Below are 20,872 nucleotides of genomic sequence, written 5' to 3'. Positions count from 1 at the left end.
ATTAAGCACATAGACGGCTTGACTTGCAGAGGGCGAAACAGAAGAATCCAAAGTCCGCTGTACAGGGACTGCCAGAAGCAGACCCTCTCGGCAGATCATGAGGCGCATATCCGCGTCGACCTGTTACACCCGCAACGCGTTACCTCGCGCTGGGTGGGAAAGGCCCGCAACACTTGGGACGATCCCAATACTTGCTCAGTCAGTGCTGACGTAGTCGGCGACCACCGTCGCTCATGCTCTGCCGAGAAGTAAACCTATTAAGACCCGTTCGCTTTTTTGTGGACGGTATTCTGGCGTTTTAGAGGTGAACAACGTGGAGCTTTTATCTGGCGGTGAGATGCTCGTCCGCTTTTTGCGTGACGAAGGCGTCAAATATATCTACGGGTACCCGGGTGGTGCTCTCCTTCATGTTTACGATGCCCTGTTCAAAGAACCGGAAGTGACCCACATCCTGGTTCGTCACGAACAAGCGGCTACCCATATGGCTGACGGCTACGCCCGTGCCACCGGTAAAGCCGGCGTGGTATTGGTGACTTCCGGTCCAGGCGCCACAAACGCCATCACCGGTATCGCCACTGCCTATATGGACTCGATTCCAATGGTGATCATTTCCGGTCAGGTGCCAAGCACCATGGTCGGCACCGACGCGTTCCAGGAAACCGACATGATCGGTATCTCCCGGCCGATCGTGAAGCACAGCTTCATGATCAAGCACGCTTCGGAAATCCCGGAAGTCATGAAGAAGGCCTTCTACCTGGCGCAATCCGGTCGTCCGGGCCCGGTCGTGGTCGATATCCCGAAAGACATGACCAACCCGGCCGAGAAGTTCGAATACATCTTCCCGAAGAAAGCCAAACTGCGTTCCTACAGCCCGGCCGTTCGCGGTCACTCCGGGCAAATCCGCAAGGCGGCAGAAATGCTCCTGGCGGCCAAGCGTCCCGTGCTGTACTCCGGCGGTGGCGTAATCCTCGGCAACGGCTCCGCGCCGCTGACCGAGCTGGCGCAAATGCTCAACCTGCCGGTTACCAACACCTTGATGGGCCTGGGTGGCTACCCTGGCACTGACCGTCAGTTCATCGGCATGCTCGGCATGCACGGCAGCTACACCGCGAACCTGGCGATGCACCATGCCGACGTGATCCTGGCGGTCGGCGCGCGTTTCGACGATCGAGTGATCAACGGCGCGCCGAAGTTCTGCCCGAACGCCAAGATCATTCACATCGACATCGACCCGGCTTCGATTTCCAAGACCATCAAGGCCGACGTGCCAATCGTTGGTCCGGTGGAGAGCGTCCTGACCGAAATGGTCGCGATCCTCAAGGAAATCGGCGAAACCCCGAACAAGGAAGCCGTTGCCAGCTGGTGGAAGCAGATTGATGAATGGCGCGGTGATCGCGGCCTGTTCCCTTACGACAAGGGCGACGGCAGCAAGATCAAGCCGCAGACCGTGATCGAAACCCTGTGCGAAGTGACCAAGGGCGACGCCTTTGTGACCTCCGACGTGGGCCAGCATCAGATGTTTGCTGCGCAGTACTACAAGTTCAACAAGCCGAACCGCTGGATCAACTCCGGTGGCCTGGGCACGATGGGCTTCGGTCTGCCGGCCGCGATGGGTATCGCGCTGAGCTTCCCTGACACCGATGTTGCGTGTGTCACCGGTGAAGGCAGTATCCAGATGAACATCCAGGAATTGTCGACCTGCCTGCAATACGGTTTGCCGGTCAAGATCGTCATTCTGAACAACGGTGTTCTGGGCATGGTTCGTCAGTGGCAGGACATGAGTTACGGCAGCCGTCACTCGCACTCCTACATGGAATCCTTGCCTGATTTCGTCAAGCTGGCCGAGGCCTATGGCCACGTCGGCGTGCGCATCACCGAATCGAAAGATTTGAAGTCGAAGATGGAAGAGGCGTTCGCCATGAAAGATCGCCTGGTGGTGATCGACATTTCGGTCGACACCAGCGAGCACGTCTATCCGATGCAAATCAAAGACGGCTCCATGCGCGATATGTGGCTGAGCAAGACGGAGCGTACCTAATCATGCGGCACATTATTTCCTTGCTTCTGGAAAACGAACCCGGTGCTTTGTCTCGCGTAGTCGGCCTGTTCTCGCAGCGCAACTACAACATCGAAAGCCTGACTGTGGCGCCAACCGAAGACCCGACCCTGTCGCGTCTGACGCTGACCACAGTCGGCCACGATGAAGTCATCGAGCAGATCACCAAAAACCTGAACAAGCTGATCGAAGTGGTCAAGCTGGTGGACCTGTCGGAAAGCGCTCACATCGAGCGCGAACTGATGCTGGTCAAGGTCAAGGCCACTGGCGCCCAGCGCGCCGAGATCAAACGCACCACCGATATTTACCGTGGACAGATCGTCGACGTCAGCGCCAGCGTGTATACCGTTCAACTGACCGGTACCAGCGACAAGCTCGACAGCTTCATTCAGTCCATCGGCACCGCATCGATTCTGGAGACCGTCCGCAGTGGCGTCACCGGTATTGCCCGCGGCGACAAAGTACTCAGCATCTAAACCAAATTAGCGAATGGCCTGAACGGCCTGGATATAAAGGGGAAATTCATGAAAGTTTTCTACGATAAAGACTGCGACCTGTCGATCATCCAGGGCAAGAAAGTTGCCATCATCGGTTACGGCTCCCAGGGCCACGCCCAGGCGTGCAACCTGAAAGATTCCGGTGTCGACGTTACCGTCGGTCTGCGTAAAGGTTCGGCTACCGTCGCCAAGGCTGAAGCCCATGGCCTGAAAGTGACTGACGTGGCTGCCGCTGTTGCCGGTGCCGACCTGGTCATGATCCTGACCCCGGACGAGTTCCAGTCCCAGCTGTACAAGAACGAAATCGAGCCGAACATCAAGAAAGGCGCCACCCTGGCTTTCTCCCACGGTTTCGCGATCCACTACAACCAGGTTGTTCCGCGTGCCGACCTCGACGTGATCATGATCGCGCCGAAAGCCCCGGGCCACACCGTACGTTCCGAGTTCGTGAAAGGCGGCGGTATCCCTGACCTGATCGCGATCTACCAGGACGCCTCGGGCAATGCCAAGAACGTTGCACTGTCCTACGCCGCCGGCGTGGGTGGCGGTCGTACCGGCATCATCGAAACCACCTTCAAGGACGAGACCGAAACCGATCTGTTCGGCGAACAAGCCGTTCTGTGCGGCGGTACCGTCGAGCTGGTAAAAGCCGGTTTCGAAACCCTGGTTGAAGCTGGCTACGCGCCGGAAATGGCCTACTTCGAGTGCCTGCACGAACTGAAACTGATCGTTGACCTCATGTACGAAGGCGGTATCGCCAATATGAACTACTCGATCTCCAACAACGCTGAGTACGGCGAGTACGTGACCGGTCCGGAAGTGATCAACGCCGAATCCCGTCAGGCCATGCGCAACGCCCTGAAACGTATTCAGGACGGCGAATACGCCAAAATGTTCATCAGCGAAGGCGCAACCGGCTACCCTTCGATGACCGCCAAGCGTCGTAACAACGCCGCTCACGGTATCGAAATCATCGGCGAGCAACTGCGCTCCATGATGCCGTGGATCGGTGCCAACAAGATCGTCGACAAAGCCAAAAACTAAGTCGTCGAACCTTGTATGAAAAAACGCGGCCTCGGCCGCGTTTTTTCGTATGGGCGGGCGGTTCTGGTATAAAGCTGCATCGTTTGTGGCCGAACCGTCGTCCCAGACACCTGTCGAAAATGTCCAATCCGTTGCAAGGTACTGTCCATGAGCGAACGTCCCGAAGAGCCGAACCAGGCTTCCGACGCCGAAAGCCTGCTGCCCATCGATGAGCACATCGAAGAAGGGCATGACGCAGAAGGTCGTAAAGTCCGGCATCGTGGTATCTATCTTCTGCCGAATCTGTTCACCACTGCGAACCTGTTCGCAGGGTTCTATTCCATCATCAACTCGATGAGTGCCCAGGCTGCGTTGAGTGCCGGGGACGCGGCGAATGCGAGCAAGTATTTCGCCTTTGCCGCCATCGCGATTTTCGTCGCCATGGTGCTCGACGGCCTTGATGGTCGCGTGGCACGCATGACCAATACCCAAAGTGCGTTCGGTGCCGAGTACGACTCGTTGTCGGACATGGTTGCCTTCGGTGTCGCGCCGGCGCTTCTGGCTTTCGGCTGGGCACTGGGTGACATGGGCAAGGTCGGCTGGATGGTTGCCTTCATCTATGTGGCGGGTGCGGCGTTGCGTCTGGCGCGTTTCAACACTCAGGTGGGGACCGCCGACAAGCGCTACTTCATCGGTCTTGCCAGCCCGGCTGCTGCCGGCGTTGTTGCGGGGATTGTCTGGGCGTTCAGCGATTACGGGATCCAGGGTTCGAAGATGTCGTTCCTGGTCGCACTGATGGTAGCGGCCGCCGGCATGCTGATGGTCAGCAACATCAAGTACAACAGCTTCAAGGAGCTGGACTTGAAGGGGCGCGTGCCTTTCGTGGCGATCCTTGCCGTGGTGTTGGTCTTTGCCGTGGTGTTCAGCGATCCGCCTCGCATTCTGCTGCTGGTGTTCCTCGCTTATGCCGCGTCGGGCCCGGTGCAGTATCTGTTGCATCTTCGTCGTCACAAACACGCCGAGTGATGTAATTTCCCTCATACTCCGCAGTCTATGGTGCATCTGTCCTCCAAAGCTGCGGAGTTGCCATGCTGATCAAAGTCCCCAAAGCGTCCGACTGCCATGAGTCGGACGTCACGCCTGAATCCATTTATCTCTCTCGCCGACAATTGCTCGGAGCGACCGCGGCCGGTTTGGCCATAAGCAGTCTGCCGCGCTGGGCCAGTGCCGAAGAGGCTGCCCGCTACGCCGATGTCGAAGCCGGAAAAGCGCCCGCCTGGTTTGCCGAGAAGTTGCCCTCTGTCAAATGGGGTGCGGTGAACGTCAAGGATGAGGCGATCACACCTTTCAAGGACGCGACCCATTACAACAACTTCTATGAGTTCGGTACTGACAAAGGTGACCCGGCAGCCAATGCCGGTTCGCTGAAAACCGAACCGTGGAGTGTTGTCGTGGACGGGGAGGTGGGTAAACCGGGGCGTTATGCTCTGGAAGACTTCATGAAGCCTTACCAGCTGGAAGAGCGTATTTATCGCCTGCGCTGTGTCGAGGCGTGGTCGATGGTGATTCCCTGGATCGGTTTTCCCATTTCGGCACTGTTGAAGCAGGTAGAACCTACTTCGAATGCCAAATACATTCGCTTCGAAACCTTACAGGATCCGAAGAGCATGCCGGGACAGCGTTCGGGATTTGCCCTGATCGACTGGCCCTATGTAGAAGGCTTGCGTCTGGATGAGGCGATGAATCCCTTGGCGATTCTGGCGGTGGGTATGTATGGCCGCGAATTGCCAAACCAGAACGGTGCGCCGTTGCGTCTGGTGGTGCCTTGGAAGTACGGATTCAAGAGCGTCAAATCCATCGTGCGGATCAGTCTGGTCAGCGAGCAGCCGAAGACGACGTGGCAGAGCATTGCGGCGGATGAGTACGGGTTCTATGCGAATGTGAACCCTACTGTCGACCACCCACGTTGGACTCAGGCTCGGGAGCGGCGACTGCCTAACAGTCTGTTCAAGCCGAATGTGCGTGATACGCAGATGTTCAACGGCTACTCGGATGAGGTCGCTTCTTTATATACAGGGCTGGATCTGCGGAAGAACTACTGATGCGATATCCGATCTGGCGTGTAGGCGTTTTCCTGGCTGCGGCGATCTGGCCGCTGTTGTGGTTCTATCAGGCTTTTGCGGATCTGCTTGGGCCAGATCCGGGGAAGGTTCTGGTTGATCGGCTGGGGCTTGGGACATTGGTATTGCTGTTGATCACCCTGAGTATGACGCCGCTGCAGAAACTTACGGGGTGGGCCGGGTGGATTGCTGTGCGCCGTCAGTTGGGGCTCTGGTGTTTTGCCTATGTGGTTCTGCATCTTTGCAGCTATATGGCGTTCATTCTCGGTTTCGACTGGTCGCAACTGGGTGTCGAGCTGCGCAAGCGTCCTTACATCATTGTGGGTGCTCTGGGTTTTCTGGGGTTGTTGGCATTGGCGATTACCTCCAACCGATACAGTCAGCGTCGTTTAGGTACCCGCTGGAAGAAATTGCACCGGCTGGTGTATGTGATTCTCGGGTTGGGATTGCTGCATATGTTGTGGATTGTCCGTGCTGATCTTAAGGAGTGGGCAATCTATGCCTTTATAGGTGTTTTCCTTTTGGCGTTGCGTATTCCTCCTTTGACCCGCCGGATCCCGCGTTTGATGGGTAAAAAGCAGGTTTTTCAGGAAAAGCGAAATTAAGGGTTGACGGGAGATTCTGAGTCTCTATAATTCGCCCCACTTCCGGCACAGTCGAAACGGAAAACTCCTTGAGATTCAATGAGTTAAGTAGGTTTCGAAAGCGGGTCGCTTCAGTTCATCGAAGCCTGGAAGCAGTTGGAAATGTCGACTTGTTCGGCGCTTTCAACGGTTCGATCTTCTCGGTCGAAAGCGGAGAAAAAGAGGTGTTGACAGCAGCGTGTAACGCTGTAGAATTCGCCTCCCGCTAACGAGAGATCGGAAGCGCAAGTGGTTGAAGTTGTTGAAGAAATCTTCGAAAGCTTCTGAAAATAATCACTTGACAGCAAATGAGGCTGCTGTAGAATGCGCGCCTCGGTTGAGACGAAAGATCTTAACCAACCGCTCTTTAACAACTGAATCAAGCAATTCGTGTGGGTGCTTGTGGAGTCAGACTGATAGTCAACAAGATTATCAGCATCACAAGTTACTCCGCGAGAAATCAAAGATGTAACCAACGATTGCTGAGCCAAGTTTAGGGTTTCTTAAAAACCCAAAGATGTTTGAACTGAAGAGTTTGATCATGGCTCAGATTGAACGCTGGCGGCAGGCCTAACACATGCAAGTCGAGCGGATGAAGGGAGCTTGCTCCTGGATTCAGCGGCGGACGGGTGAGTAATGCCTAGGAATCTGCCTGGTAGTGGGGGACAACGTTTCGAAAGGAACGCTAATACCGCATACGTCCTACGGGAGAAAGCAGGGGACCTTCGGGCCTTGCGCTATCAGATGAGCCTAGGTCGGATTAGCTAGTTGGTGAGGTAATGGCTCACCAAGGCGACGATCCGTAACTGGTCTGAGAGGATGATCAGTCACACTGGAACTGAGACACGGTCCAGACTCCTACGGGAGGCAGCAGTGGGGAATATTGGACAATGGGCGAAAGCCTGATCCAGCCATGCCGCGTGTGTGAAGAAGGTCTTCGGATTGTAAAGCACTTTAAGTTGGGAGGAAGGGCAGTAAATTAATACTTTGCTGTTTTGACGTTACCGACAGAATAAGCACCGGCTAACTCTGTGCCAGCAGCCGCGGTAATACAGAGGGTGCAAGCGTTAATCGGAATTACTGGGCGTAAAGCGCGCGTAGGTGGTTCGTTAAGTTGGATGTGAAATCCCCGGGCTCAACCTGGGAACTGCATCCAAAACTGGCGAGCTAGAGTATGGTAGAGGGTGGTGGAATTTCCTGTGTAGCGGTGAAATGCGTAGATATAGGAAGGAACACCAGTGGCGAAGGCGACCACCTGGACTGATACTGACACTGAGGTGCGAAAGCGTGGGGAGCAAACAGGATTAGATACCCTGGTAGTCCACGCCGTAAACGATGTCAACTAGCCGTTGGGAGCCTTGAGCTCTTAGTGGCGCAGCTAACGCATTAAGTTGACCGCCTGGGGAGTACGGCCGCAAGGTTAAAACTCAAATGAATTGACGGGGGCCCGCACAAGCGGTGGAGCATGTGGTTTAATTCGAAGCAACGCGAAGAACCTTACCAGGCCTTGACATCCAATGAACTTTCCAGAGATGGATTGGTGCCTTCGGGAACATTGAGACAGGTGCTGCATGGCTGTCGTCAGCTCGTGTCGTGAGATGTTGGGTTAAGTCCCGTAACGAGCGCAACCCTTGTCCTTAGTTACCAGCACGTAATGGTGGGCACTCTAAGGAGACTGCCGGTGACAAACCGGAGGAAGGTGGGGATGACGTCAAGTCATCATGGCCCTTACGGCCTGGGCTACACACGTGCTACAATGGTCGGTACAAAGGGTTGCCAAGCCGCGAGGTGGAGCTAATCCCATAAAACCGATCGTAGTCCGGATCGCAGTCTGCAACTCGACTGCGTGAAGTCGGAATCGCTAGTAATCGCGAATCAGAATGTCGCGGTGAATACGTTCCCGGGCCTTGTACACACCGCCCGTCACACCATGGGAGTGGGTTGCACCAGAAGTAGCTAGTCTAACCTTCGGGAGGACGGTTACCACGGTGTGATTCATGACTGGGGTGAAGTCGTAACAAGGTAGCCGTAGGGGAACCTGCGGCTGGATCACCTCCTTAATCGACGACATCAGCTGCTCCATAAGTTCCCACACGAATTGCTTGATTCATTGAAGAAGACGATAGAAGCAGCTTTAAGCTCCAAGCTGATAGCTCACAGCTAGCAGTTACAAGCTCGAAATTGGGTCTGTAGCTCAGTTGGTTAGAGCGCACCCCTGATAAGGGTGAGGTCGGCAGTTCGAATCTGCCCAGACCCACCAATTTTGTTATGGGGCCATAGCTCAGCTGGGAGAGCGCCTGCCTTGCACGCAGGAGGTCAGCGGTTCGATCCCGCTTGGCTCCACCATAAACTGCTTCGAAAGTTTGAGAGTTTAGAAATGAATATTCGAACTGAATATTGATTTCTAGTCTTTTGATTAGATCGTTCTTTAAAAATTTGGGTATGTGATAGAAAGATAGACTGATGGCCACTTTCACTGGTGGTGATCAGGCTAAGGTAAAATTTGTGAGTTCTCTTAGTTGAGAAATTCGAATTTTCGGCGAATGTCGTCTTCACAGTATAACCAGATTGCTTGGGGTTATATGGTCAAGTGAAGAAGCGCATACGGTGGATGCCTTGGCAGTCAGAGGCGATGAAAGACGTGGTAGCCTGCGAAAAGCTTCGGGGAGTCGGCAAACAGACTTTGATCCGGAGATGTCTGAATGGGGGAACCCAGCCATCACAAGATGGTTATCTTGTACTGAATACATAGGTGCAAGAGGCGAACCAGGGGAACTGAAACATCTAAGTACCCTGAGGAAAAGAAATCAACCGAGATTCCCTTAGTAGTGGCGAGCGAACGGGGACTAGCCCTTAAGTGGCTTTGAGATTAGCGGAACGCTCTGGAAAGTGCGGCCATAGTGGGTGATAGCCCTGTACGCGAAAGTCTCTTAGTCATGAAATCGAGTAGGACGGAGCACGAGAAACTTTGTCTGAATATGGGGGGACCATCCTCCAAGGCTAAATACTACTGACTGACCGATAGTGAACTAGTACCGTGAGGGAAAGGCGAAAAGAACCCCGGAGAGGGGAGTGAAATAGATCCTGAAACCGTATGCGTACAAGCAGTGGGAGCAGACTTTGTTCTGTGACTGCGTACCTTTTGTATAATGGGTCAGCGACTTATTTTCAGTGGCGAGCTTAACCGAATAGGGGAGGCGTAGCGAAAGCGAGTCTTAATAGGGCGTCTAGTCGCTGGGAATAGACCCGAAACCGGGCGATCTATCCATGGGCAGGTTGAAGGTTAGGTAACACTGACTGGAGGACCGAACCGACTACCGTTGAAAAGTTAGCGGATGACCTGTGGATCGGAGTGAAAGGCTAATCAAGCTCGGAGATAGCTGGTTCTCCTCGAAAGCTATTTAGGTAGCGCCTCATGTATCACTGTAGGGGGTAGAGCACTGTTTCGGCTAGGGGGTCATCCCGACTTACCAAACCGATGCAAACTCCGAATACCTACAAGTGCCGAGCATGGGAGACACACGGCGGGTGCTAACGTCCGTCGTGAAAAGGGAAACAACCCAGACCGTCAGCTAAGGTCCCAAAGTTATGGTTAAGTGGGAAACGATGTGGGAAGGCTTAGACAGCTAGGAGGTTGGCTTAGAAGCAGCCACCCTTTAAAGAAAGCGTAATAGCTCACTAGTCGAGTCGGCCTGCGCGGAAGATGTAACGGGGCTCAAACCATACACCGAAGCTACGGGTATCACGTAAGTGATGCGGTAGAGGAGCGTTCTGTAAGCCTGTGAAGGTGAGTTGAGAAGCTTGCTGGAGGTATCAGAAGTGCGAATGCTGACATGAGTAACGACAATGGGTGTGAAAAACACCCACGCCGAAAGACCAAGGTTTCCTGCGCAACGTTAATCGACGCAGGGTTAGTCGGTCCCTAAGGCGAGGCTGAAAAGCGTAGTCGATGGAAAACAGGTTAATATTCCTGTACTTCTGGTTATTGCGATGGAGGGACGGAGAAGGCTAGGCCAGCTTGGCGTTGGTTGTCCAAGTTTAAGGTGGTAGGCTGAGATCTTAGGTAAATCCGGGATCTTAAGGCCGAGAGCTGATGACGAGTTGCCTTTAGGCGACGAAGTGGTTGATGCCATGCTTCCAAGAAAAGCTTCTAAGCTTCAGATAACCAGGAACCGTACCCCAAACCGACACAGGTGGTTGGGTAGAGAATACCAAGGCGCTTGAGAGAACTCGGGTGAAGGAACTAGGCAAAATGGCACCGTAACTTCGGGAGAAGGTGCGCCGGTGAGGGTGAAGCACTTGCTGCGTAAGCCCACGCCGGTCGAAGATACCAGGCCGCTGCGACTGTTTATTAAAAACACAGCACTCTGCAAACACGAAAGTGGACGTATAGGGTGTGACGCCTGCCCGGTGCCGGAAGGTTAATTGATGGGGTTAGCTAACGCGAAGCTCTTGATCGAAGCCCCGGTAAACGGCGGCCGTAACTATAACGGTCCTAAGGTAGCGAAATTCCTTGTCGGGTAAGTTCCGACCTGCACGAATGGCGTAACGATGGCGGCGCTGTCTCCACCCGAGACTCAGTGAAATTGAAATCGCTGTGAAGATGCAGTGTATCCGCGGCTAGACGGAAAGACCCCGTGAACCTTTACTATAGCTTTGCACTGGACTTTGAATTTGCTTGTGTAGGATAGGTGGGAGGCTTTGAAGCGTGGACGCCAGTTCGCGTGGAGCCATCCTTGAAATACCACCCTGGCAACTTTGAGGTTCTAACTCAGGTCCGTTATCCGGATCGAGGACAGTGTATGGTGGGTAGTTTGACTGGGGCGGTCTCCTCCTAAAGAGTAACGGAGGAGTACGAAGGTGCGCTCAGACCGGTCGGAAATCGGTCGTAGAGTATAAAGGCAAAAGCGCGCTTGACTGCGAGACAGACACGTCGAGCAGGTACGAAAGTAGGTCTTAGTGATCCGGTGGTTCTGTATGGAAGGGCCATCGCTCAACGGATAAAAGGTACTCCGGGGATAACAGGCTGATACCGCCCAAGAGTTCATATCGACGGCGGTGTTTGGCACCTCGATGTCGGCTCATCACATCCTGGGGCTGAAGCCGGTCCCAAGGGTATGGCTGTTCGCCATTTAAAGTGGTACGCGAGCTGGGTTTAGAACGTCGTGAGACAGTTCGGTCCCTATCTGCCGTGGACGTTTGAGATTTGAGAGGGGCTGCTCCTAGTACGAGAGGACCGGAGTGGACGAACCTCTGGTGTTCCGGTTGTCACGCCAGTGGCATTGCCGGGTAGCTATGTTCGGGAAAGATAACCGCTGAAAGCATCTAAGCGGGAAACTTGCCTCAAGATGAGATCTCACTGGAACCTTGAGTTCCCTGAAGGGCCGTCGAAGACTACGACGTTGATAGGTTGGGTGTGTAAGCGCTGTGAGGCGTTGAGCTAACCAATACTAATTGCCCGTGAGGCTTGACCATATAACACCCAAGCAATTTGAGTCGAAAGGCCAGATTGCGGTGTGTGAAGACGAAAATGAACCGAAAGTTCGACGCTCACAAAACACCGAAAGCTGTCACATACCCAATTTGCTGAAGCGAGGCCCTCTGGCCACGACTCAGTACCCGAATTTCTTGACGACCATAGAGCGTTGGAACCACCTGATCCCATCCCGAACTCAGAAGTGAAACGATGCATCGCCGATGGTAGTGTGGGGTTTCCCCATGTGAGAGTAGGTCATCGTCAAGATTAAATTCCGAAACCCCAATTGCGAAAGCAGTTGGGGTTTTGTTTTGCCCGCAGGAAAGTTTTTGCTCGTTTCAGCGAACAAATTTGCACAGTTATTTTCGAATCAGAACACTAGAATAGATCCCAACTTTCTCGGAGCCAGAGCCCTTATGTCAGATTCGGTTGACGCCCCCGGGCTGTCAGATTTACCGCTGGATGACTTGGTGGCCTGCCATGAGTGCGATCTGCTGATGCGCAAGCCCAAGCTTGCTCACGGCGAAAAAGCCCTCTGCCCACGCTGCGGTTACGAACTGTACGCTCACCGTCATAACGTGGTGCAGCGCAGCCTCGCCCTGGTCATTGCCGCGCTGTTGCTCTACGTGCCGGCGAACTTTTTACCCATCATGCAGCTCAATGTTCTCGGGCAATCGTCGCAGGACACCGTCTGGAGCGGTGTTATCGGTCTGTTCAACACCGATATGCGCGGTGTTTCGGTTGTCGTATTCCTTTGCAGCATGGCGATTCCACTGTTGAAACTGCTGTGTCAGCTGATCGTGTTGCTGACGATCCGTTTCAACATCGGACGCAGTTATGGTCTGCTGCTCTACCGCATTTATCACCACCTCAAAGACTGGGGCATGCTCGAGGTGTATCTCATGGGCGTCTTGGTCGCGATCGTCAAACTGGCGGACATGGCGGCTATCACCGTGGGCCTCGGTCTGGCGTGTTTCATCGGCTTGTTACTGGTTCAGGTCTGGCTCGAAGTGGTGATGTCGCCGCACCAGATCTGGCAGGCGTTATCAGGAGAAGATGCCCATGCGGGCGATTGATGCAGGCATTCTGATCTGTACCGAATGCCACGAACTGAACAGGCAGGATACCGACAGCGATGTGCAGACCTGCACCCGATGCGGTGCGCTGGTTCACGCCCGGCGGCCCAATAGTCTCGCGCGAACCTGGGCGCTGCTGATCACGGCCGCGATTATCTACATCCCTGCCAATGTTCTGCCGATCATGACCGTCAGCTCTCTGGGCCAGGGTGACCCGAGTACGATCATGTCCGGCGTCATCCAGCTGGTGCAGCACGGCATGATTCCGATCGCTGCCGTGGTGTTCATCGCCAGCATCCTGGTGCCGACCTTCAAACTGGTGGGCATCGCGCTGCTGCTGTTTTCCGTACAGCGCCGCCAGCCGTTGTCCGCCCGTCAACGGATCTGGATGTACCGCTTCATCGAGTTCATCGGCCGCTGGTCGATGCTCGATATTTTCGTGATCGCCATTCTGGTGGCGGTCGTCAACTTCGGCCGGCTTGCCAGTGTCGAAGCCAATCTTGGCGCCATCGCCTTCGCCAGTGTGGTGATTCTGACGATGCTTGCCGCTGTCACTTTCGATCCCCGACTGATTTGGGATAACACGGAGTCGGACGCCGACCATGACTGATTTGCCTGTAGCGAAAACCCGACCGGCTTCGAACTGGTCTGCCATCTGGGTGCTGCCCCTGATCGCCTTGATTATTGGCGGCTGGCTCGGCTGGCGTGCCTACACCGAAACCGGTATCGAGATTCAGGTGCGGTTTGAAAGCGGTGAAGGCATACAGGCCAACAAGACCGAAGTGGTCTACAAAGGCATGCCGGTCGGTAAGGTGAAAACCCTCAAGCTCGATGATGAAGGCAACTCCAAAGGTGTCATCGCGACCATCGAGATGAACAAGGATGTCGATCAGTATCTGAAGACCAGCACCCGTTTCTGGCTGGTCAAACCGAGCGTGACCCTGGCCGGTATCACCGGCCTGGAAACCCTGGTATCGGGTAACTACGTCGCCATCAGTCCTGGCGAAGGCGAGCCGACCCGCAAGTTCAAGGCCCTGGCCGAAGAGCCGCCGCTATCGGATTCGAAGCCCGGTCTGCACTTGACGATCAAGGCCGACCGTTTGGGTTCGTTGAATCGCGGCAGCCCGGTGTTCTACAAGCAGATCAAAGTCGGTCAGATCAAAAGTTACGTGCTGTCGGAAGACCAGAGTACGGTCGAGCTCAAGGTGTTCATCGAACCGACTTACGCCAAACTGGTGCGCAAACACACACGTTTCTGGAACGCCAGCGGCATCAGCATCGACGCCAACCTGTCCGGTGTGAAAGTGCGCAGCGAATCCCTGGCCAGCATCGTCGCCGGCGGTATCGCCTTCGCCACCCCGGAGAACCGCAAGGACAGCCCGCCCACCGATCCAAGCCTGCCGTTCCGTCTCTACGAAGACTTCGATGCGGCCGCCGCCGGTATCCGCGTGAAGGTCAAACTCAGCGATTTCGAGGGCCTGCAAGCCGGGCGCACCCCGGTGATGTACAAGGGCATTCAGGTCGGTAACCTGAAAGCGCTGAAGATTGACCCGGACCTGTCCAGCGCAACCGCCGAACTGACCCTTGATCCGCTGGCCGAAGACTATCTGGTCACCGGCACGCAATTCTGGGTGGTCAAACCTTCGATCTCCCTGGCCGGCATTACCGGTCTGGAAGCGTTGGTAAAAGGTAACTACATCGCCGTACGTCCGGGCGACAAGGGTGGTGCGCCACAACGTGAATTCGAGGCCCGGCCAAAAGCCCCGCCGCTGGATCTGCGCGCACCCGGCCTGCACCTGGTCCTGTTCACCGATACCTTAGGCTCGATCGACGTCGGCAGCCCGATCCTCTACAAGCAGGTCAAGGTCGGTTCGGTGCAGAGCTATCAGTTCTCCAAGACCCGCAAACAACTGGTGATTGGCGTCCACATCGAGAAGGAATACGAAAACCTGGTGAACGCCTCGACCCGTTTCTGGAACGTCAGCGGTGTCACGCTGACCGGCGGGTTGACCGGCGGGATTCAGGTCAAGAGTGAATCGCTGCAGACCCTGATGGCCGGCGGCATTGCCTTCGAAACGCCACAAGCCAAAGCACCGTTACAAAAACGCATCCCGCGCTTCCGTCTGTTCGCCAACCATGATGAAGCGAATCAGAAAGGCGCCGTCGTCACCATCAAGGTCGATCGCGCGGACGGTTTGCGCAGTGGCACCCCGGTGCGCTTCAAGGGACTGGACGTCGGCAAGATCGAAAGTGTCGACCTGACCGATGATCTGCAATCGGTAATCCTCACCGCGCGCATCACTGAAGTGCCGGAGAAGATTGCTCGAGTCGGCAGTCAGTTCTGGGTGGTCAAACCGGAGTTGGGTCTGATCAAGACCTCGAACCTGGAGACCCTGGTCACCGGCCAGTACATCGAAGTGCAACCTGCGGCCAAGAACCTCGGCCCGCAGAAGAACTTCGTGGCCCTGGCCAATCCGCCGGAAGTCACCAAGCAGGAGGCAGGCTTGAGCCTTGTGTTGAGCGCTGCCCGTCGCGGCTCGCTGAAACCGGGTGTTCCGGTGACCTACCGAGAGATCACCGTAGGCAAAGTCACCGGTTACGAACTGGGCCAGACAGCGGATCGCGTACTGGTGCACATCCTGATCGAACCGAAATACGCGCCACTGGTGCGCAGCGGCAGCCGTTTCTGGAACACCAGTGGTGTCGGTTTCGATATCGGCCTGTTCAAAGGCATGACCGTACGCACGGAGTCGCTTGAGACCGTGATTCAGGGCGGTATCGCCTTCGCCACACCGGACGGCGAGAAGATGGGCAACCCCGCGCGTGCCGAACAAACCTTCCCACTGTTCGACAAGTTCGAAGACGAATGGCTGACCTGGGCGCCGAAAATCCCCCTCGGCAAATAATCCCGAGCCCATGAAAAAGGGCCGCGATCCATTGGATCGCGGCCCTTTTTTGTGCCCGTCAGTTAAGCATCAAACCGCATCCAGCTCCGGCTCGTCCGCTTCGACATTGATGGTGGCTTTCACCAAATCGTGACGGCGGATGTATTTCCAGTCCGCCTCGTCGATGTAGATGCCGGCCGGGCCGCTGCCGCCTTCCAGGTCGATGGCGACACTGGCGCAGACCTGCGGCTTCACACTCGCCAGAATCGGCACGAAGCCCAGTTGCAGGCTGGTTTCCAGCAGAGCGGCCTGGTTCTTCTCGTCGATGTCCGCCGCTTCGTCGAGGTAGTACGGCAGGCGCACGCGACCGGCCAGGTCGCGATCCATCAAGTGCAGCAACAAGTACATGTTGGTCAGCGCCTTGATGGTCATCGTGGTGCCGTTGGACGCCGCGCCATCGATGTCGGTGTGGATCACCGGCTGGCCGTTGACCTTGGTGATCTCGAACGCCAGTTCGAACAAGTCCTTGAGGCCGAGCTGGTTGTGGTTTGCCGCCACCAGCCGCGCCAGGTACTCCTTGGCCTCTTCGTTCTTGTTGTCCTGCTCGGCGCTCTGGCTCAGGTCGAACACCGACAAGGTTTCGCCTTCTTCGTACTGACCGGCGCTGTGGATGATCTGGTCGATGTGCTTGAGCGCTTCCTTGTTCGGCGCGAGCACGATGCGGAAGCTCTGCAGGTTGGAGACCTGACGCTTGTTGATCTCACGGTTGAACAGCGCCAGTTGGTGCTCGAGGCTGTCGTAGTCGCTGCGGATATTGCGCAGGGTCCGCGCGATATCGGTCACGGCTGCGCGACGCGCCTTGCCGAGGGTCAGGGCTTCGTCGGTACGGTGCGCGTAAGCGTTGATCAGCAACGACAGACGGCGCTCCATGTCGTCTTCGCTGTCGAACTTGGCCACGCCCTTCAGGCGCACTTGTGCGTACAGCGCTTCGATCTGGCCATCGGCACGCAGCAGGCCTTGCCAGCTGTCCTGATAGTCATTGAGCAGCGGCAGCAGGTTGTCCATGGAATCGTCGACCGGATCCATGAACGGCGTGCCGAATGGCAGATCCGCCGGTAGCAACTGACGGCGACGCAGGGCATCGTCGAGGGTGCGTTGCTTGGCTTCCATGTCGGCAATCTGCCGGCCGACCAGTTGCAGCTTGGCCGACAGTTGCTGGACGCGCTCGGTGAACGCATCGCTGGAACGCTTGAGTTCGTCCTGCGCGGCTTCCATTTGCGCCAGTTGCTCCAGCTTGTCGCCTTCTTCGGCGCTCAGGGTCTGGGTGCGGCGGAAATCTTCCAGCGCCTTTTGCGCATCCAGCACCTGCTGGTACAGCGCTTCGGTCTGGGTCTTGCTCGCAGCGCGGTCGGCGGCCACCGCTTGCTGGGTCTTGAGTTGTTTGAGCTCTTTTTCCAGACGCTCTTTCTGATCGCGCAGCGCGGCACGGTCGGCCAGCGCTTGAAGAGCCGGTGGCTCGATGTGCGAGATGTCGATCGACAGGCCCGGCACTTCGAAACGCTCGCCCTTGAAGCCGTCGAGGATCAGCTCGACCGATTTTACCCACTCGCCGTTCTCGTCGAGGGTGATGCCGTGTTCGCCCAGCGGCAGGCTGAACAGCGCACTGTTGAACAGGCGCATCAGGCGCTCGACATCCTGTTGCGAGAACTCTTCGCGCAGGCGTGCATAGCTGTTGTTGTCGGCGTGATCGAGTTGTTGCTTCACCGACTTCAGGCGTTTTTCCAGATCGCGAAGACGTTCTTCGAGATCCTCGGCACTGAACTGACGGGACTGCGCCAGCGCACCGGCCAGTTCGTCGTGAGCGTCCTTGGCCGCCAGCAGTTGCTGCTCCAGGACTTTGACGTCATCGACCAATGCGAAGCGGTTCTTCAGAACGGACAACTCGCCGAGCCAGCGCTGGATGCCGGAGATTTCCCGCTCCAGACGCATCAGTTCCTGAGTGCCGCCGCGCTGATCGTTTTGCAGGTCGTCCTGCTCGCGACGGTAGTGCTCGGCCTGAATGGTCAGCTCTTCCTTGCGCGCCGTGGCGTAGTCCGACCAGGTGCCGAGCAACGAGTCGAGCAGCGGCGACAGGCGATGCAGTTTGCCGCGCAGCACGTCGCGCTGTTTCACACCGTTGGCCAAGGCTTCGACCAGCGGGCCGGCAGCTACCAGCGAGTTGTAGTCCTGTTCCATGCGACGCACATCGCGGAAGGCTTCTTCGCACGCCGCGATGTAATCGACGCTGCCGGACCGCAGGCTGTGTTCGAAGGCATCGAGGAACAATTGCTTGAGCTTGGCTGCGGTGATTTCGCGCATGTGCAGCAGGTTGATGAACAGCGCGCGGAAGGTCTTCAGGCTCTGCTCGCTGGTGGAGCGCAGCGGAATCAGCGTCAAATCGAGCGGGATCGACGTGTGACCGCCCACCAGCAATCGGCGCAGCTCATCGGGCTTGAGTTCGTAGGCTTTCAGGCCTTCTTTCTCAAGGTTGCTGAACAGCTCTTTCTGCCGCAGGCAGGTGTCGTTCTTCTGGTAATGCGCCAGATCGAGCTTGCCGGCATAGGCAAAAAACTGGTGACCGAAACCGCCGCCCGGGCCGCGACCGACCACCCCGATCACGTGCGGGCCGTGGGGCAGGTTCACTTCGACGAGGATGTAGCTGGTGTCGGAGGCAAAGTAGAAACGCCGGGACTGTTCCAGGCTGTACTTGCCGAAACTCATGTCCGACATGCGCGCCAAAATCGGAAACTGCAAGGCGTTGATCGAGGCGGATTTGCCGAGGTTGTTCGCGCCGTAGACCGACAGCGGTTCTTCCAGCGGGAACAGGCCGAGGCTGTAACCGGCGGTGTTCAAAAGGGCAAAGCGGCGGATGCCGTAGCGTTCCTGGCTCATGCGTCGGACTCCTGTTCTTCGGCAATGGCTCTGGCCAGTGCGTCTTCTTCGCTCTCTTCTTCAAATTCGGATAGATCGAGCGGGTCGTCGGTGGCGAGAAATTTCGCCTCGGCGGCTTCGTCAATCAGTACCGGTGCCGGCAGCGGCAGAACGCTGTGCACGCTGGCCGCCAGATCGCGGTCTTGCTGGACCGACAGGCAGACGTCGAGGAAGCGATGCATCGGCGGCAGGAAACGGTACACGCCGTTTTCCTCGCTGGCGAAGCCGAGCTGGGTCATGCGGCGCATGATTTTTTCTTCCAGCTCTTCAACGGTCTGCACTTCGGCCTGGATAAACAGGTCGCGGTACTTTTCCAGCAGCGACGGCAGTTCTTCGCGGCCGAGGCTGCCGCCGTCGAGCACGGCGATCGGATCGCGACCCTGATCGGCCAGATGCTCGACGAGGATGAAGGTGAACAGCGCCAGACGCTGAGCAGTCTTGTTCACCGCCGCTGCTGCCATGTCCGGCACGAAGTAATAGAAACCACGGGTGTCGCAGACCAGTTCGAAACCCAGTGCCTTGAACAGCGTGCGGTACTGGTCCTGTAAGTTCGACAGTTGTGCGTACAGCTCCGGGTCGCGGCGGCTGACGTGGTAGCCCTTGAACAGCTCGCGGAAGATCGGCGCCAGCTGAGACAGTTCGGAAAGATCAAGATGCATTGGGAATGCTCGCAGAATCCTCGGCGGCGGTGTCGCCGGCCGAGAGCAGGGCGAAGGAGCGCAGGCTGACCTGGTGCTCGTGAGTGTGGTATTCGCGGCGTTCCAGACGCTCGCGCTTGAAGCGTTTCTCCCGCGACAGGCGCGAGAACCAGTAAAGCAATTCGTCGGTCGCGCCGTCCGGTTCCTGCTCCAGCAGCCAGGTCATCAGATCCGGCATCGGCAGGGATTCTTCGCAGCGGTCGACCATCTCGCGCACGGTGCGCGGTGCGCGCGGGGCATCGCCAGTCTTCTGCGACTTGTGCGCCTTTGGGAAACGCGCCGGTTTCGGCTCGAAACGGGCCAGGGCGTAGACGTAGGCTTCAACCTGACTGGCGCTACCGAGGAAGGTGCTTTGCGGCCGGGTGAACAGCGGCATCGCGGCTTGCGGCACGGCGTCGATGCCTTTGCGGCGGATCGCGGCCAGCGCAAGTGCGGCACCACGTGTCACGGCGTTGTGCCGGCGCGCTTCTTCACGCAGCGGCAGCAGCAATTCCCGAGCGTGACGCAGGGTCAACTGGGCGCTGGTCTGCATTTCGAGGATGCGCGCGTGGGTGCGCAGCAGCATGTCGTCATCGACCAGATGGCCGAGGCGCTGCTGTTCGCTGAGCATCTTCAGCAGCACGGTTTCGACCTTGCGCACGCCTTGCTCGAAGGCGCCGTCGGCGTTCACCAGATCGATCATCGGCTCGACGTATTCGTCCCAGGTCGCCAGCACTTCGGCGTAACGCTGACGCAGCGGAATCTGCCGGTCGCTGGTCTTGGCCCGTTCGGCCACGGCCACCAGCGCCTGTTCGTCGTTGTCGAGTTTCTTCAGAACGTCGCGCACGCGCATGTCGAGCAGGCGCAACTGACGCGCCAGGTCATTGCCGTCACGGACGTCGAACGCATCCTGGATATAACCGGCCAGACGCTCAAGGTGACGCAGATAGGCTTCGATTTCCAGGCACAGGCCCAGACGGTGTTCCCGACGCAGATAGGCGAGGAAGTCGTGAATCTGCGCGTTCAGCTCGAAACGGTTCGGGCTTTTCGCCACGGGAACCAGAATGTCGAGGCGGATCCACACGTCGAGCAGGCTGGTGATGTCCTGCGGCGTGCTGTCCAGTTGCTGGGCGGCCAGTTGCGTACGCAGTTCGTTGAGGCTCAGGGTGCCCTGGTCGAAGTGCTCGCACAGTGGCTCCAGAAGTGCCCAGTGTTCAGCGAGGGCGCGCAAGACGCGCTTGGGTTCGATCATCGGAATGGCCGGCTGGTTGGCGATTAAAAGCCGCGATTGTACTGCATCACGAAGGATGCGATTCACTCTCGGGACGGGCTGTCGCTTTTCTTTGCGTCAAGGTATCGGTCAAGACTATCGATCAACAGCGCGCGATCTTGAGCGAAGGGCGGTAGAATCAGCGCACTTCAGTTATCCACAAGTGGCCGACCCTTGCTAATCGAGTCCCGCCGCCGCG

12 protein-coding genes, 2 tRNA genes and 3 rRNA genes are annotated in these 20,872 nt (G+C 56.8%); 14 read left to right on the top strand and 3 right to left on the bottom strand.

The features are described 5' to 3' along the window. Positions 1-313 precede the first annotated feature (313 nt). The 14 genes from ABFB52_RS24745 (at position 314) to ABFB52_RS24680 (ending at position 15,777) form a co-directional block, all read left to right on the top strand. On the top strand, positions 314-2,038 hold the full coding sequence (locus ABFB52_RS24745; protein ID WP_129972828.1) for an acetolactate synthase 3 large subunit: 1,725 nt from the start codon (positions 314-316) through the stop codon (positions 2,036-2,038). Between the two features lie 2 nt (positions 2,039-2,040). Next, positions 2,041-2,532 carry an acetolactate synthase small subunit gene (ilvN, locus tag ABFB52_RS24740; protein WP_003176102.1) on the top strand — a complete coding sequence of 164 codons (492 nt, stop codon included), beginning with the start codon at positions 2,041-2,043 and terminating at the stop codon, positions 2,530-2,532. 48 nt (positions 2,533-2,580) lie between these two features. Next, on the top strand, positions 2,581-3,597 hold the full coding sequence (ilvC, locus tag ABFB52_RS24735) for a ketol-acid reductoisomerase (RefSeq protein WP_007959661.1): 1,017 nt from the start codon (positions 2,581-2,583) through the stop codon (positions 3,595-3,597). 147 nt (positions 3,598-3,744) lie between these two features. Then, positions 3,745-4,602, top strand: coding sequence for a CDP-diacylglycerol--serine O-phosphatidyltransferase (gene pssA, locus ABFB52_RS24730; RefSeq protein ID WP_039771608.1), 858 nt, complete (start codon positions 3,745-3,747; stop codon positions 4,600-4,602). Between the two features lie 62 nt (positions 4,603-4,664). Further along, positions 4,665-5,678: a protein-methionine-sulfoxide reductase catalytic subunit MsrP gene (gene msrP / locus ABFB52_RS24725; protein WP_085747758.1), complete on the top strand. Its 1,014-nt coding sequence runs from the start codon at positions 4,665-4,667 to the stop codon at positions 5,676-5,678. Next, the gene (gene msrQ, locus ABFB52_RS24720; RefSeq protein ID WP_007959665.1) at positions 5,678-6,301 is read left to right on the top strand and encodes a protein-methionine-sulfoxide reductase heme-binding subunit MsrQ; all 624 of its coding nucleotides are present in this window, start codon (positions 5,678-5,680) and stop codon (positions 6,299-6,301) included. The genes msrP and msrQ overlap by 1 nt, the downstream gene beginning before the upstream one ends. A 541-nt stretch (positions 6,302-6,842) precedes the next feature. Further along, positions 6,843-8,379 (top strand): 16S ribosomal RNA (locus tag ABFB52_RS24715). Between the two features lie 123 nt (positions 8,380-8,502). Continuing rightward, positions 8,503-8,579, top strand: a tRNA-Ile gene (locus ABFB52_RS24710). A 10-nt stretch (positions 8,580-8,589) separates the two neighbouring features. Beyond that, positions 8,590-8,665 (top strand) — tRNA-Ala (locus ABFB52_RS24705). Between the two features lie 238 nt (positions 8,666-8,903). Beyond that, positions 8,904-11,794 (top strand): 23S ribosomal RNA (locus ABFB52_RS24700). A 152-nt stretch (positions 11,795-11,946) separates the two neighbouring features. Continuing rightward, positions 11,947-12,062 (top strand): 5S ribosomal RNA (rrf, locus tag ABFB52_RS24695). Together the 16S, 23S and 5S rRNA genes with 2 tRNA genes alongside form the textbook arrangement of a ribosomal RNA operon. A 149-nt stretch (positions 12,063-12,211) precedes the next feature. After that, positions 12,212-12,871 carry a paraquat-inducible protein A gene (locus tag ABFB52_RS24690; RefSeq protein ID WP_007951772.1) on the top strand — a complete coding sequence of 220 codons (660 nt, stop codon included), beginning with the start codon at positions 12,212-12,214 and terminating at the stop codon, positions 12,869-12,871. Next, a complete protein-coding gene (locus tag ABFB52_RS24685) occupies positions 12,858-13,481 on the top strand; it encodes a paraquat-inducible protein A (protein WP_007951771.1) in 624 nt (207 codons plus the stop codon). Before ABFB52_RS24690 ends, ABFB52_RS24685 begins: the two co-directional genes overlap by 14 nt. Then, the gene (locus ABFB52_RS24680; RefSeq protein ID WP_085745417.1) at positions 13,474-15,777 is read left to right on the top strand and encodes an MlaD family protein; all 2,304 of its coding nucleotides are present in this window, start codon (positions 13,474-13,476) and stop codon (positions 15,775-15,777) included. Before ABFB52_RS24685 ends, ABFB52_RS24680 begins: the two co-directional genes overlap by 8 nt. A 69-nt stretch (positions 15,778-15,846) precedes the next feature. Here ABFB52_RS24680 and mksF read toward each other — a convergent pair whose 3' ends face one another. From mksF to mksB, 3 genes are read right to left on the bottom strand one after another with little or no spacing between them, the layout of a single operon-like run. Next, entirely contained in the window at positions 15,847-18,687 is a 2,841-nt protein-coding gene (gene mksF / locus ABFB52_RS24675) for an Mks condensin complex protein MksF (protein WP_085745416.1), read from the bottom strand. Beyond that, positions 18,684-19,385: an Mks condensin complex protein MksE gene (gene mksE, locus ABFB52_RS24670; RefSeq protein ID WP_085745415.1), complete on the bottom strand. Its 702-nt coding sequence runs from the start codon at positions 19,383-19,385 to the stop codon at positions 18,684-18,686. The genes mksF and mksE overlap by 4 nt, the downstream gene beginning before the upstream one ends. Then, the gene (mksB, locus tag ABFB52_RS24665; RefSeq protein ID WP_162803847.1) at positions 19,375-20,655 is read right to left on the bottom strand and encodes an Mks condensin complex protein MksB; all 1,281 of its coding nucleotides are present in this window, start codon (positions 20,653-20,655) and stop codon (positions 19,375-19,377) included. Before mksB ends, mksE begins: the two co-directional genes overlap by 11 nt. Positions 20,656-20,872 lie beyond the last annotated feature (217 nt).

The sequence above is a fragment of the Pseudomonas sp. 9.2(2024) genome (assembly GCF_039695385.1).
GTDB lineage: Bacteria > Pseudomonadota > Gammaproteobacteria > Pseudomonadales > Pseudomonadaceae > Aquipseudomonas > Aquipseudomonas paraglycinae.
Note: the sequence above shows the minus strand (reverse complement) of the source record. Positions and strands in the feature narration are given on the sequence as shown.

What these genes read in the sequence shown, in the direction of transcription:
- ilvN (WP_003176102.1), top strand. Translation starts at nt 2,041, where the DNA reads ATGCGGCACATTATTTCCTTGCTTCTGGAAAACGAACCCGGTGCTTTG.
- ilvC (WP_007959661.1), top strand. Translation starts at nt 2,581, where the DNA reads ATGAAAGTTTTCTACGATAAAGACTGCGACCTGTCGATCATCCAGGGC.
- pssA (WP_039771608.1), top strand. Translation starts at nt 3,745, where the DNA reads ATGAGCGAACGTCCCGAAGAGCCGAACCAGGCTTCCGACGCCGAAAGC.
- msrP (WP_085747758.1), top strand. Translation starts at nt 4,665, where the DNA reads ATGCTGATCAAAGTCCCCAAAGCGTCCGACTGCCATGAGTCGGACGTC.
- msrQ (WP_007959665.1), top strand. Translation starts at nt 5,678, where the DNA reads ATGCGATATCCGATCTGGCGTGTAGGCGTTTTCCTGGCTGCGGCGATC.
- ABFB52_RS24690 (WP_007951772.1), top strand. Translation starts at nt 12,212, where the DNA reads ATGTCAGATTCGGTTGACGCCCCCGGGCTGTCAGATTTACCGCTGGAT.
- ABFB52_RS24685 (WP_007951771.1), top strand. Translation starts at nt 12,858, where the DNA reads ATGCGGGCGATTGATGCAGGCATTCTGATCTGTACCGAATGCCACGAA.
- ABFB52_RS24680 (WP_085745417.1), top strand. Translation starts at nt 13,474, where the DNA reads ATGACTGATTTGCCTGTAGCGAAAACCCGACCGGCTTCGAACTGGTCT.
- mksF (WP_085745416.1), bottom strand. Translation starts at nt 18,687, where the DNA reads ATGAGCCAGGAACGCTACGGCATCCGCCGCTTTGCCCTTTTGAACACC.
- mksE (WP_085745415.1), bottom strand. Translation starts at nt 19,385, where the DNA reads ATGCATCTTGATCTTTCCGAACTGTCTCAGCTGGCGCCGATCTTCCGC.
- mksB (WP_162803847.1), bottom strand. Translation starts at nt 20,655, where the DNA reads ATGATCGAACCCAAGCGCGTCTTGCGCGCCCTCGCTGAACACTGGGCA.